This is a genomic window from Pseudomonas sp. PB3P13 (assembly GCF_054897735.1).
In genome coordinates this window covers 1,902,359-1,915,250 of the sequence record NZ_CM142702.1, presented here as the reverse complement: position 1 = coordinate 1,915,250, position 12,892 = coordinate 1,902,359, and the positions used below count along the sequence as shown (strand labels likewise).

The 12,892-nt window shown below is 56.8% G+C and carries 10 protein-coding genes and 1 pseudogene; all 11 read right to left on the bottom strand.

Translation table 11 applies throughout. From position 1 onward, the window contains the following. Nucleotides 1–20: 20 nt before the first annotated feature. The 11 genes and pseudogenes from fliD to rfbF all read right to left on the bottom strand — a co-directional run bounded on the left by fliD (nucleotide 21) and on the right by rfbF (nucleotide 12,623). Nucleotides 21–1,448 carry a flagellar filament capping protein FliD gene (gene fliD, locus ACYZT1_RS08650; RefSeq protein ID WP_462018558.1) on the bottom strand — a complete coding sequence of 476 codons (1,428 nt, stop codon included), beginning with the start codon at nucleotides 1,446–1,448 and terminating at the stop codon, nucleotides 21–23. An 82-nt stretch (nucleotides 1,449–1,530) separates the two neighbouring features. Further along, nucleotides 1,531–1,896: a flagellar protein FlaG gene (locus ACYZT1_RS08645; protein WP_462018557.1), complete on the bottom strand. Its 366-nt coding sequence runs from the start codon at nucleotides 1,894–1,896 to the stop codon at nucleotides 1,531–1,533. Between the two features lie 74 nt (nucleotides 1,897–1,970). After that, nucleotides 1,971–2,819: a flagellin domain-containing protein gene (locus tag ACYZT1_RS08640; protein WP_462018556.1), complete on the bottom strand. Its 849-nt coding sequence runs from the start codon at nucleotides 2,817–2,819 to the stop codon at nucleotides 1,971–1,973. 299 nt (nucleotides 2,820–3,118) lie between these two features. After that, complete coding sequence (locus tag ACYZT1_RS08635; RefSeq protein WP_462018555.1) at nucleotides 3,119–4,045, bottom strand: ketoacyl-ACP synthase III; 927 nt, start codon at nucleotides 4,043–4,045, stop codon at nucleotides 3,119–3,121. A 343-nt stretch (nucleotides 4,046–4,388) separates the two neighbouring features. After that, the gene (locus tag ACYZT1_RS08630) at nucleotides 4,389–7,319 is read right to left on the bottom strand and encodes a TIGR00180 family glycosyltransferase (protein WP_462018554.1); all 2,931 of its coding nucleotides are present in this window, start codon (nucleotides 7,317–7,319) and stop codon (nucleotides 4,389–4,391) included. A 38-nt stretch (nucleotides 7,320–7,357) separates the two neighbouring features. Further along, the gene (locus tag ACYZT1_RS08625; protein ID WP_462018553.1) at nucleotides 7,358–8,092 is read right to left on the bottom strand and encodes a cephalosporin hydroxylase family protein; all 735 of its coding nucleotides are present in this window, start codon (nucleotides 8,090–8,092) and stop codon (nucleotides 7,358–7,360) included. Nucleotides 8,093–8,172: 80 nt separating this feature from the next. Continuing rightward, nucleotides 8,173–9,009 (bottom strand): annotated as a pseudogene (locus ACYZT1_RS08620) (NAD-dependent epimerase/dehydratase family protein); the annotation flags it as partial. After that, nucleotides 9,006–10,232, bottom strand: coding sequence for a methyltransferase domain-containing protein (locus ACYZT1_RS08615; protein WP_462018552.1), 1,227 nt, complete (start codon nucleotides 10,230–10,232; stop codon nucleotides 9,006–9,008). The pseudogene ACYZT1_RS08620 and the gene ACYZT1_RS08615, both read right to left, overlap by 4 nt. After that, nucleotides 10,229–10,789, bottom strand: a complete 561-nt coding sequence (locus ACYZT1_RS08610) for a dTDP-4-dehydrorhamnose 3,5-epimerase family protein (protein ID WP_462018551.1) — start codon at nucleotides 10,787–10,789, stop codon at nucleotides 10,229–10,231. The genes ACYZT1_RS08615 and ACYZT1_RS08610 overlap by 4 nt, the downstream gene beginning before the upstream one ends. Further along, a complete protein-coding gene (rfbG, locus tag ACYZT1_RS08605; protein WP_462018550.1) occupies nucleotides 10,786–11,868 on the bottom strand; it encodes a CDP-glucose 4,6-dehydratase in 1,083 nt (360 codons plus the stop codon). Before rfbG ends, ACYZT1_RS08610 begins: the two co-directional genes overlap by 4 nt. Beyond that, nucleotides 11,850–12,623 (bottom strand): glucose-1-phosphate cytidylyltransferase, encoded by a 774-nt coding sequence (gene rfbF / locus ACYZT1_RS08600; RefSeq protein WP_462018549.1) that lies wholly within the window; start codon nucleotides 12,621–12,623, stop codon nucleotides 11,850–11,852. Before rfbF ends, rfbG begins: the two co-directional genes overlap by 19 nt. Nucleotides 12,624–12,892: the final 269 nt, after the last annotated feature.

Genomic DNA, 12,892 nt, shown 5'->3' with positions numbered 1-12,892 from the left:
CTTTTGGCGTTACTGCACTATCAGCTGTTCTTCTGCTGCGCAGCCATCGCTTCGAACATCGACGTGATGTTGCTGGCAGTGGCCTTGAGTTTGCCGACGAGCGTGTCCATGTCGTTGTACTTTTTGGTCAGTACATCGGTCAAGGTTGCCACTCGACGGTCCAGTGCCAATTGATCTTCGGCCAGCTTCGTCTTCGTTTTGGCAAGTGCAGTGTTGCGCGTATCGAGAATCCCGCCGGTCTCGGTATAAGGCGTCAACTCCTTACTCATGCGGGCCAGAAGACCGTCATCACCGGAGAACAGTGTTTGCACTTCTCCGCCGAGCTTCTTGTCATTCATGGCAGCACTGAACTTGGTACTGTCGAAATTCAACGCCCCGGTTTTCTGATCGGTGGTGATACCCAGCTGTGACAGTACCGTGAGCTTGTCGCCGGTACCCGTTTCCGCTAACGGCCCGCGCATCGCAGCGAGAATCGAGCGAGGCATCGCGTCACCGGTCAGTGCGGCAGGGATGGTCGGGTTGCCATCCTCATCGAGGGAAGGCTTGGTCAGTGACGTAATGGCATTGGCCACTGCGTTATAGGCATCGACGAACTTCTGAATCGAGGCCTTCAAACCATCGGTATTAGTGGTGACCAGAACTTCCGATGGGCCTTTGGCAAGCAGCGTCATCGACAGACCGGAAACAGTGTTCTCCAGTTTGTTGGTCGGACTGCTGACCGAGAGGCCATCAACCGTGAACAACGCGTCCATCGCGAGCGCGCCAACGGACCCCGCGGAGGTCTTTGTAGACACGGCCGGGATGACCTGAGAACCATCGACATCAAGACCGGCACCGCTGAGCGAGATATCGGTTCCCGCGCCAGTGTTCGCCGAGCTTACGACCAGTCGCGAGCCAAAGTTGTCGGTAACGATGTTGGCGCTCAGACCGCTGAATTGAAACTTGTCGTTGAGTGCTTTGGCAACAGACTCAAGGGTAGAGCCGGCGGGTATGTCGAGGTCGTAGGTTTTGGCTGTTCCCCCAGGCACGCCTTGGGAGATCGTCAACGAGCCGGCAGCACCACCATTGACGGACGCCTTCGAGCCGCCATCGAATGCGGCCGTGGCAACTTTGGAGCCCGTGGCGAGTTGCGTGACATTGACTTTGTAGATGCCATTCACCGCCGAATTGTTAGCAGTGGTGGTCAGCACTTTGGGATCGGAAGAACTGGCGGCGAAACCAGTGAACTGCGGCTCGGTAGTATTGCCCAGCGCCTTCAAGGAGGCCTGGAACGTGGCGAGCAATGACTTGAGGCTGCCGATACCGGATATGGATGCCGTGTTGGTTTTTGCCCCCCGATCAATCTGACCCTGTTTGGCCGCTTTATCGGAATCGACCAATGCCTTGACGATAGCACTGGTATCGAGGCCGGAGCCTAAGCCCAGGCCCGGTAGAATTGGACTTGCCATGTAGATCTCCCTTCAGTGTCTCGCCGGTCTTTTGACCACTACAACGCCCAAAAGAACATAGCAACAAATTTCATGCCAGCCGTCAGACTCTTGCGCTGAACAGCAGACTGCTTGCGTCATTCAAACTAGTGGCCAGTTTCAGGACTTCTGCGTTGGGGATCTGACGGACCACCTCACCGGAATCACTGGCAATAACTTTGACAACGACTTTGCCTGAAGGCTCATCGATAGAGAACTCCAGGTTACGCTTGACCGACTGAACGAACTTTTCAATTTCTTGAACGGCCATCTTCAGTTTATCCCGCTCACTGATTACATCCTTGGGCTCATCCTTGACCAATGCCACTGGCGCAGCATCAGCTCGAGGCTTTTCTGCAGTTGCCTCAGCAACGGGCGCTACTGGCTTGGCCGCAGGATAAGACAAGTTCAGCTTTACGCTCATATCCATGTCCATCACCTCGTTAAATCAAAAAAGCGAGAAAGTGCGATAACCGCACTCCCCCGCCCAAAACTCACCAGCTATTACTGAAGCAGTTTCAGTACAGCGGATGGCAGTTGGTTGGCCTGAGCCAGAACTGCGGTGGAAGCTTGTTGCAGAGTTTGTTGCTTGGTCAGCTGTGCAGTTTCAGCAGCGAAGTCGGTATCTTGTACGCGACCCAGTGCAGCACTGGCGTTTTCGTTGATGTTCTGCAGGTTGGAGATGGTGCTGGTCAGACGGTTTTGTGCAGCACCGAGGTCGGCACGAGCGGTGTTGATGGTCTTCAGAGCAGCATCGATAGCGGTGATAGCGCCGGAGAATGCAGCTTCGATAGTGTCGCTGTCGCCGGTGATTGCGATGGCGCCAGAGTCAACACTCAGGGTAGCTGCGTCGAAACCGCTGTCCAGAGTCAGAGTGATCTGGTTGTCAGCACCGCTGTTGGAACCCACCTGGAAGGTCATGGTGCCAGCGGAACCGTCGATCAGGTTCTTGCCGTTCAGGTTGGTCGAATTGGCGATACGAGTCAGTTCAGCACTCATCGCTTCGAATTCTTTGTTCAGAGCAACGCGATCGTCAGTGCCGTTGCTGTCGTTTCGTGCTTGAACAGCCAATTCACGCATACGCTGCAGAATGTTGGTTTGTTCTTGCATCGCGCCTTCAGCGGTCTGAGCGATCGAGATACCGTCGTTGGCGTTTTTGATTGCCATGGTCTGACCACGAATCTGCGAGGTCATACGGGTAGCGATTTGCAGGCCAGCGGCATCATCTTTAGCGCTGTTGATTTTCAGGCCGGAAGACAGACGAGTCATCGAAGTCGACAGAGCGTCGGAAGCACGGTTCAGGTTTTTCTGAACGTTCAACGATGTAACGTTAGTGTTTACTGTTAAAGCCATGACGAATTCCTCGTTGGTTGGATACTGCGGCTTCCGGCCCTGGCAACCGCCGGGTGTGGCCTAGAGAACCTACGTAATAGTTATCGTCGTAAACGCAACTTGCTTTAGGGGATTTTGAAAAAATATTGCCATCACACTGCCACCCCCCGTAAATCAAGGCTGCCAGCCCCTATCGAGGGCAAAAAAAATGACGTCATGGAATTGGCTTGACGTCTGGGCTCAGCCAATTGCTTGCCCATGGGTTTTCAGGTGCAAAAAAAAACGCTCCTGAACAGGAGCGTTTTTTGTGCCGCATAACGTCAAGGACGATAAATAATCGCCGAGCCCCAGGATAAACCGACGCCAAACCCGCTGATCGCAATGCGCTTCCAGTCGGAGTCCAATACGTGCTTTTCCAATAACAATGGAATGCTGGAGGACACCGTGTTGCCGGTCTCGACCATATCCTTCAAAAACTTTTCCGGCTCCCCTTCGAAGCGACGCGCCACGGCGTCGACAATGGCGGCACTGCCCTGGTGAATGCAGAAGGCATCGATGTCTGCAGCGACGAGGCCGGAGTCGGCGAGCAACTCATGTAAATGCGCAGGGACCTTGAGCAGTGCGAAGTTGAACACTTGACGACCGTTCATGTAGAACACGCCATCGGTGACTTTCAGGTGGGGCGCGCCGGAACCGTCGGTACCGAACCTGGCCTTACCCAACTGCCACGGTGCGTCTTCGCCCATCCACGTTGCAGTGGCTGCATCACCGAAGAGCATTGTGGTGTTACGGTCTTCCGGGTCCACGATCTTGGAGTAAGGGTCGGCCGTCACCAGCAAGCCGTTCTTCAGCCCTGCCGCTTCCATGAATCCCTTGATCGCGTAAATGCCGTAGACGTAGCCAGAGCAACCCAAGGATATATCGAACGCTGCGACGTTGGTCGACAGCCCCAGTTTGTCCTGAACGATGGCCGCAGTGTGAGGCAATCCTTCTTCGTCGCCGTTCTGGGTGACGACAATCAGGACATCGATGGAATCACGTTTCAAGTCCGGGTTATTGGCGAACAGTGCATTGACCGCTTCTACGCACAAGTCCGATGTTTCCTGATCAGCGTCTTTGCGCGGCAGGAAAGCGGAACCGATCTTGCCCAGGATGAACTCTTCATCCTTCTCGAATTTTGCACCTTGTGCGTAATTGTCCACGCCGGCTACAGGTACGTAGCTCGCAATGCTTTTTATGCCAATCATTCCGGCTTCCCAATAAAAAACAGCCAAATACCACCGCTCGCAAGGAATCGAGGGGCGCCGACAAACCAAGACTCCAGCCGTCCATGCGGCCGGCAGCAGGAAGCTTAAATGGCTGTCACTGGACCCTGTGAAGGGTCAGGCGCCGTCTTCCCGGTCAATACAATACAGTGAAGATGCGCGTTATGACTCGCAGGTCACGCTTATTTGCCAATCGCGCAATAACTGCCGGACTGCCTGCTTCGTCCAACGCACAAAAAAGCCACGTCCCGTCATGGTGATCGTGGCTTTCCCCGAACTGCGGCGTTTTTCGAAAAGCGGCAGTCTCAGCACAGCTCAACGCGGATCAACTGGCCAGTGTTGACCAATCAAACGCGACCTGCGCGCCCAACGTGAAAGGTTTTCGCTCTTGTGAATGGTTCGGATTATAGAACGGATCGCTGCTCATGGTGCCCGACCACTTCTCTTCAAGAACCTGACGTCCCACGGCTCCGATAGCAGGCACTCCAGGGTGCAGGATCTGTACCTGTGGCGTCCATACCGTCATGAAACCGGCCTCGGCGGCCTTGAGACAGAGGTCGACATCGCCAACTGTCGAGTCCTGATAGCTGTCATCCAGACCACCCACCTGAACATACAGCGCTGTACGAATCATCAAGCAGATCGACGATACTGCAGAGTGATTTTGTTCTACCAGTAGCCTTTGCATATAGCCGCTGGCAGCCTTGGGCTCGCCGACAAATGCAGCCCGGACCCCATCGGCACCACCCAATATCAATCCTCCTTGGGTTGTCGCGCCTTTGTCATCGACCAAACGTGCCCCCACGATGCCAACTTCAGGTCGCTGCGCCTGATTGAGCAGGCTCTCCATCCAGTTGGCATTGACGACCTCTGCGCAGGCATCCAGCAAAACCAGATAATCGCCCCGAGCCTCTTGCGCCGCCCAATTGCTCAATTCTGCCGGGCTCATGGCCTCTCGCGGCCGAAGCGCACGAATGCGATCACCCTTGCCTTCCAGGTTGTGCAGCCATTCTTTGAAATCCTGATCGTCACTGGCGTTATCAGCGATAAGCACTTCGTAATGCTGATAGCGCGTGCGCTGCAAAATACTGATCAGACAGGCCTGCCATTTCGCGAAATCGTAGTTGCCATGCATGACAATCGACACCAACGGGCGCGCGGAGTGACGATAGTCGATGCGATACAAACCGGGATGCAGCGACTCGACTTGTGCCTCGTAACCTCGCGCCACCAGGTGACGGCTCAGCGCCGAGCGCTCATGGGCATTTTCAACAAGTTCATTTGCATCGCAAATCACCAGAGGCTCGGCCAAATGCGCCAGACCACCCAAGCCACCCCGTTCTATCAATCGCAGCACCAGATCGAAATCCAGCGCCTCACTCATTTCGCTGGAAAATCCATCGGCGTCGAGCAGCACGTCGCGCCGAATCAACCAGTGCCCAGCCATCTTCGACGGCGCAGCTTGCAACAGATCGAGGTTGATACCCGGCCGGAAAATCTCGGTCAGCGTACCGTCTGCGTTGCGATGAATTTCGTCCAGGACGACCGCACGGCAGCCTTGCGCGCCTATCAACTCCAACCCTGCGCGGAACAACCCACCCGGCGTAAACTGATCACCGGCGCGTGCCAGAACCATCCAATCGCTGGTTGACTGCTGGATGTACAGATTGAGTTTTTCCACAAAATTGCCCGCGCTCACTTTCACAAAGTGCAGCGTGTCTTTCGGGCTGGTGCTCGCTGGCAGATCGCCTGTCGTAAAGACAACCAGTTTGAAGTTTTTACAATGGCCAGCCACCAGGCTGTCCAGCGTTGCCTGCAACTTGAACATATCAGCGTCGAGATCCAGCAAAAGGACGCCAAATTGCGGACCGCCCCTCTCATCCGCCAAACGGCGGCGTAACTGTTTGAGCGCTGCTTCGTCCGGACTGCGTGCTTTAAGCCAGTCCAGCAAGCGACCGGACGGCATGTTGGCGAGCAAGGCATCGCCGTTGTAAACCGGCACGGTTTCCAGGCGAGCCGCCCAGGCGCGCAACATGGACAGATCGGCCTGCTCGCTCTCGGCCGTCAAGAGTTCGATCAAGCGCTGAACGACCTCGCGGTTGAATACATTGCAATCCAGCGCTTCCCACAGGCGTGCCTTGAGACTTCGATCCGTATCGTTAGCGTGAACATGCATCAGCGCCTGCTGTTTGAGCAGCACACCTTCGAGTTCTTTAAGTTGCAGACGACCTGCCGGCATCGAATGAATGAGGAATTCGAATTCGGTCAACAAATCGAACATCGGCTGGTTGTAGAAAGGCATTTCGACAAACTGGGTTTCGCCAAAAAGCCGAACGGGCTCCGATGCCGGGGATTTCCAGACGGATCGAACGATCATCTTGCCGGCGAGGGAACGCCCCGAGAGCAAACACTCTGCCATCGCCGTAAAACTGTCGAGGGCGAGCTGCTTGAGTTGCTGCGGGCTTTTGCCGCTGATAGCGGTGGGAAGTGACGCCAGGAACTCTGCAAACTGCTGCCGATCGGCGTTGGTCTTCGGGTCCTTGTAGGTCAGTACGGTCAGCACGTTGGTGTTGTGCTCGGAGCCGCCGTAATTGGCTTCACGCACAGCGAACGGGATCGGCAATATGCGAGCCTTTGCACAGGCCAGCAGGTAGTAAGTGTGACCGATTTCCTGCCACTCGAAACTGGTGCCTGGCGGCAAGGCGCGGTACCACTGCTGCAAAAGGTCGGTGCGGGTCACGGCATAGAACGGTGGAAGGAACTGACTCATGAATTCCATGACCCGTTCTTCACCAAGCTCCGAAGCGTAATCTTCACAAACACGCCGATCGCGCCGGAAGTAACTGACCTCCGTAGCGCGCGCCAGATACATCATGCCGTAACCGTGGCACAGGCCGTAATCCGGATTACGCTCCAAAAACTCCACCGACTGCGTCATCGCATCATGCAGAAGGAAATCGTCATCGGCGGCGAATACCATGAAGGGCGTGGTGACCTGCTCCACGCCATAGGTGACCTTGTCCTGCAAACCGGTGTAGCTGAATTGGGGAAGGTGGCGATAGTCCACATTCGGAAACTGCGCTATCGCGGCGGCATTGGCCACCGGCGTTGAATCCAGTACCAGCACCGTGCATGGATAACGGCTGTAATACTGCAAGGCTCGCTGCAGAAACGCAGGCCGATTGTGAGTAATCAGTACCAGCGTGAAACGCTCACTCAGCGGTCCGATATTTCCTGCGTTGTTCTGAACGTGCATTACCCTTCCCCACCCTGAAATTTATGCTCTGGCCGCAATCAGCGAACGCGACGCAGGTAGCCGTCTTCCGCGACGGTGATCAGCAATTTGTCATGCATCTGGCTGTCGATCTCGAAGTCGCGATTTTCTTCCAGATAGGCCCAGACTGCCGTTCGCGGATTGTCACCCTTACCCCATGGTCGGTCGGGAAACGCATCTTCAGGCATGTTCTCGACGACGGTGTCCATGACCACACAGTAGCTGCCGACCGAAACCAGCGGCGCATAAAGACGAAGCTCTTGGAGCACATGTTCATGGGTATGGTTGGAATCGAGCACCAGGATGACTTTTTTGCCGGCTGCTGCCGCCCGCACTTGTTCGACGACGGCCAGATCGAGGCTCGATCCTTCGATCATGCTCACGCGTTTGAACATCGGATGAGCTTCGATTGCCTCGCGATTGTGCGCACGAATATCACGATCAATGCCCAGCACTTCACCGTGGCCTTGCAGCTCAAGCAGTGAGGCGTAGTAAAGAATCGAGCCGCCGTGGGCAATGCCGCACTCGATCACCAGATCCGGTTTCACCTGCCATATGATCTCCTGCATCGCCATCATGTCTTGAGGCAACTGGATAATCGGTCGGCCCATCCAGGAGAAGTGATACGTGTATTTGTGCTTGGCGGATTCGTTATAAAAATCACGGGCGAGGTCTTTGAGTTTTACGTTTGCGCCCTGCTCAATAACTTCGGCCTGGCATTCGGCTTCGAACGCTTCGTTCAGTGTCTGGGTCATTTTCCAATCTCATCAATGCTAAGTCTGGCCGGGTGGGTGCCATCGGCCGATTCGGTCAAACAAGGGTGTCGCTGGTTGCGGAGCAATGCCTGCAGTCGCTCGTCATTTGCCCAGAACGCCATCGGTTCATGGGCCGCGTAAGGATAGTGACCCAGGTTTAAATGGATGGATGCGTTACGTTCGCGCAACCGCCGTTCGACCAGCGACCTCACGGATATCGGCTGGCCGCTGGCGCAATTGACGATGCCGCTGAAGTCACGCTGATGCAGAACAGCGCAGAGGTACCCGGCCGCCGTTTCTATTGAGAGGAAGTCACGCAATTGCTCACCGGCGGACATGTTGAAGCTGTCATCTGCGGCATCGATCGCACGGTCCAGGGCGGCCAGCAGGCTGTTCGGATTCTGTCCGTCGCCGTGCAGATAGAACAGCCGCGCCCACTGCAACGTGAATGGAAGTTGACGCTGCAGGTTTTCCAGAAATACACGCAAGGTGTTCTTCGCAAGCCCATATGGATTGCCGGGCCGGGGTTCTGTCTGCTCGCTGAGCGGCCCGCTCTGCATGCCGTACTCGAAACACGTTCCGGTCACCAGGACTTGAGACACACCTGCCTCGACCACACGCTTGATGAACTGATAATCAGCCATCAGGTTGTGCTCAAAGTGAAATAGCGCCTGATAGTTCGACAGGCCTGGCCACGCCAGATGCGCCATTGCATCGACGCCCTCGGTCAGCGCCGTGATATCGAGGTCCTTTGCGTGAACGTCCGCGGCCACACACTCAACCGTATTGAACCAGGGCAAATGAGCGGCCGCCTCGACGTTGCGCGCCACGGCTCGTACTTCGCAGCCGCGGGCGAGCAGCGCTGTCACCAGGTGCCTGCCGACAAACCCGGTCGCGCCGGTCACAAGCACTTTCACAGGACGGTCAACTCAGGCACGGCGATCACAAAACGGCCGTCCCACTCACGTACTTGAGCCAATTGCAGGCTGACTTCATGCAGCAGATTCCATGGTAGAACCAACACGTAATCCGGCTGCTCGATATCGATCTGTGCGGGCGATACGACGGGTATGCGGCTGCCTGGCAGGTACCTGCCCTGCTTGTGCGGATTGGCGTCAGCGACCCAGGCCAGAAGGTCTGATTTCACCCCGGCATAGTTCAACAAGGTGTTGCCCTTGGCCGCCGCGCCGTAACCGACTACACGCTTGCCGTCAGCCTTGGCCTGCAACAGGAATCTCAGCAATTGGTGTTTGACCGTCTCGGCGGCGGGCGCCAGCGTCGCGTAGTACCCGGATGTTTTCACGCCGGCTATGAGCTCGGCCCGCAACTGCTGATGAACCGCAGGCTGCACGGCACGGCGAACACCTTCTGTGCGCTGAACGAACACCCGTAACGATCCGCCGTGGGTCGGCAGCTGGCTGACGTCGAACACTTCAAGGCCATTGCGTGCGCACAGAATCTGCACGGCGGTCAGCGAGAGGTAGGAGTAATGCTCGTGGTATAGCGTGTCAAATTGCTGCCCGGCCATCAGCGTCAGCAACTGAGGAAACTCGAACGTCGCCACCCCGGTCGGCTTGAGTAATGCGGTGAACCCACGGAGAAAATCGTTGATGTCCGGCACATGCGCCAACACGTTGTTGGCCGTCATAAGGTCTGCCGACCATCCTTCCTTGGCCAATTGAATGGCTGTATCGCGGCCAAAGAACAGTTCGCGGATATCCAGGCCTTTCTCCCGCGCGGCGTTAGCGGTGCTGCGAGTGGGTTCGACGCCCAGGCAGGGAATGCCTTTGCGCGCTACGTACTGCAAGAGGTAACCGTCGTTTGCGGCAATTTCCACCACGCGACTGTCACCGGTCAGGCCAAAACGCTCGACCATCTGCGCCACATATTGTTCGGCATGCGCCAGCCAGGTGCTGGAAAACGAACTGAAGTAGGCGTAATCGGCATCGAACAAGCTTTCGGCACGGGTGTAATCCTCGGTCTGTACCAGCCAGCATTGCTGACACACTGCAACCTTCAGCGGCACCCACTGCTCGGCCTGATCAAGCTGATCAGCGCGAACGTAAGCATTGGAGGGTGGCGAGGTGCCCAGATCGATCAGCGGCAAATCCACGGGCGTCCCGCAGCCACGGCAGTTCATAAGCGCACTCCGGCAAATTGTTCTTCAATCAACGGATGGCTGGCATCCCGGGTTGACAGATTATTGACAGGCAACGGCCAGGTAATGGCCAGTCGCGGATCGCTGACCGATAGCCCGCCCTCATCGGCCGGTGAGTAATCGGCGCTGTGCAGGTACAGCAACTCGGCGTCATCCGTGAGGGTCTGGAAACCGTGGGCAAACCCGGCGGGGATCAACAGGCTGCGGCCATCGCCCGCCCGCAGATGCTCAGCATGCCAGCGCAGAAAGGTGGGCGAATCCTGCCGCAGGTCAACCGCTACATCCCAGACTTCGCCGCGCAAGCACGTGATCCATTTGGCTTCCGGCGCTTTCGCATTCTGGTAATGCAAACCGCGCACGCTGCCCAATGCGCGAGTGCAGGAATGATTGATCTGACGGATCGAAAATGGCTGACCGAAAGCGTTCATGCTTCCCTCGCAGAACAACCGCGCGAAGTGCCCTCGCTCGTCCTCGAAACGCCTGTGTTGCACGCTGAACAGGCCAGCCAGAGGCAATGCTTCAAGCAAGAATTCACTCACGATAAGCCTCGGTACAACTTCAATTGGCCAAGCGTGACTTCACGCATGTCGTCGCCGTTCTGCCAGGCCAGGTGCCAATCGAGGGTCTGGGACAGGCACTGCTGCAGCGACCAGCGTGGTCGCCAGGCTAACAATTGACGCGCGCGACTGCTGTCCAGACGCAGCAGACCGGCCTCATGCAGGTCACTGGTTTCGATGCGCAAACCAGGAGCCTGTGGCCACTGATCGGCAAGCAGCTGAACCACATCGCCGACACTGCACATGTCAGCTTCGCTGGGGCCAAAGTTCCAGGCGCCGGCGAACGCGGGACCCTGTTCATACAGGCCGGCGGCCAATTGCAGGTAACCGGCCAGCGGCTCCAGCGCATGCTGCCAAGGCCGCACAGCTTGCGGGAAACGCAGAGTCACCGGCTCACTCGCTGACCAGGCCTTGAGCACATCGGGGATCAGGCGTTCGGGGGCGAAATCACCGCCCCCCAGCACGTTGCCGGCACGCGCCGTGGCCAGTGCCAGGCCATGCTCGGCATAGCGCTCGGCAGGAAAAAAAGAGGCCCCATACGATTGCGCCAACAACTCGCAGCACGCCTTGCTGCTGCTGTAGGGATCGTGCCCACCGAGGGCTTCGTTTTCACGGTACGGCCACAGCCATTCCTGATTGGCGTACACCTTGTCGGTGGTCACCAGCACACAGGCCCGCACACCCCCCACTTGACGGATCGCTTCAAGCAGATTGAGGGTCCCCATGACGTTACTCGAGTAGGTACCCAATGGGTCACGATACCCTTCGCGCACCAACGGCTGTGCCGCCAGATGCAGGACAATTTCCGCACGGGTTTCAGCGATGATATCCAGCAGCGCGCCCAGATCACGCAGGTCTGCGCGCTGATCGTGGATGCCTTCGTGAACCCGGGCGAGTTCGAACAGGCTCGGTTCAGTCGAAGGGTCGAGCGAAAATCCGCTGACGTGTGCGCCCAGACTTTGCAACCATAACGCCAACCAGCTGCCTTTGAACCCGGTATGACCGGTCAGCAGAACGCGCTTGCCACGCCAGAACTCCGGACTCAGTCCCATTGCTTCCATGGGGCCTCCCCGCTTTGCCACAGTGCTTCAAGATGATTTTTGTCGCGCAGGGTGTCCATCGGTTGCCAGAAACCATCATGTTCGAAAGCTTTCAGCTCTTCGTGCGCAGCCAGACCCGCCAGCGGCTCTGCTTCCCACGTTGTCTCGTCACCGTCGATGTAGGACAGCACGTTCGGCGACAGCACGAAGAACCCGCCATTGATCCAGCCGCCATCTCCTCGCGGCTTTTCGGTAAAACCCAGGACCTGGTCGCCCTGGCGCTCAAGCGCCCCGTAGCGTCCTGGTGGCTGAACTGCAGTGACGGTAGCCAGCTTGCCGTGAGCCAGGTGGAAATCCACCAGCTGCCGGATATTGAGATCGGAAACACCATCGCCGTAGGTGAAGCAGAACGCCTGTTCGTCTTTCAGATAACGGCCTGCGCGCAGCAGGCGGCCACCGGTCATGGTCTCCTCTCCGGTATCGATGAGGGTGACGCTCCAGGGTTCGCTGTAATTGTGGTGAACGTCCATGCGGTTATTGCGCATGTCGAAAGTCACGTCGGAGGTGTGCAGAAAGTAATTCGCGAAGAAATCCTTGATCGCGTAGCCCTTGTAGCCAAGGCAGATGACGAAGTCGTGGATCCCATGAGCAGAGTACTGCTTCATGATGTGCCAAAGAATTGGCTTGCCTCCGATCTCGATCATTGGCTTGGGCTTGAGGTGGGACTCCTCGCTGATCCGCGTACCGAGCCCGCCTGCCAAAATTACTGCCTTCATTGCTGCCCTCTTGCCCTTCGCGCGATTCGCGCCCGGAAAGGGGACCGGCGAATCAACACTTATCCATCATTTAGACGCAACCAATGACCGTCCACCTCGTAGCTCGGTGAAGGATTTATGGCGATATAAAGGGAACTTGCAGGAAGTGAGCCAATTGGCCTGGACGATGAAAGGATGCGGCTGGAATAGGAAAATGACGAAAGCCGGAATTGAGTTCTTTTTAAATTACACGAGCTATGGGGAAAACGGCGACCGCTCGGCCGCCGCCC

Bases quoted from the DNA above. Each gene is read 5' to 3' on its own strand.
- ACYZT1_RS08645 (WP_462018557.1), bottom strand. From the start codon at position 1,896: ATGGATATGAGCGTAAAGCTGAACTTGTCTTATCCTGCGGCCAAGCCA.
- ACYZT1_RS08630 (WP_462018554.1), bottom strand. From the start codon at position 7,319: ATGCACGTTCAGAACAACGCAGGAAATATCGGACCGCTGAGTGAGCGT.
- ACYZT1_RS08635 (WP_462018555.1), bottom strand. From the start codon at position 4,045: ATGATTGGCATAAAAAGCATTGCGAGCTACGTACCTGTAGCCGGCGTG.
- ACYZT1_RS08615 (WP_462018552.1), bottom strand. From the start codon at position 10,232: ATGAACTGCCGTGGCTGCGGGACGCCCGTGGATTTGCCGCTGATCGAT.
- ACYZT1_RS08625 (WP_462018553.1), bottom strand. From the start codon at position 8,092: ATGACCCAGACACTGAACGAAGCGTTCGAAGCCGAATGCCAGGCCGAA.
- fliD (WP_462018558.1), bottom strand. From the start codon at position 1,448: ATGGCAAGTCCAATTCTACCGGGCCTGGGCTTAGGCTCCGGCCTCGAT.
- rfbF (WP_462018549.1), bottom strand. From the start codon at position 12,623: ATGAAGGCAGTAATTTTGGCAGGCGGGCTCGGTACGCGGATCAGCGAG.
- rfbG (WP_462018550.1), bottom strand. From the start codon at position 11,868: ATGGAAGCAATGGGACTGAGTCCGGAGTTCTGGCGTGGCAAGCGCGTT.
- ACYZT1_RS08640 (WP_462018556.1), bottom strand. From the start codon at position 2,819: ATGGCTTTAACAGTAAACACTAACGTTACATCGTTGAACGTTCAGAAA.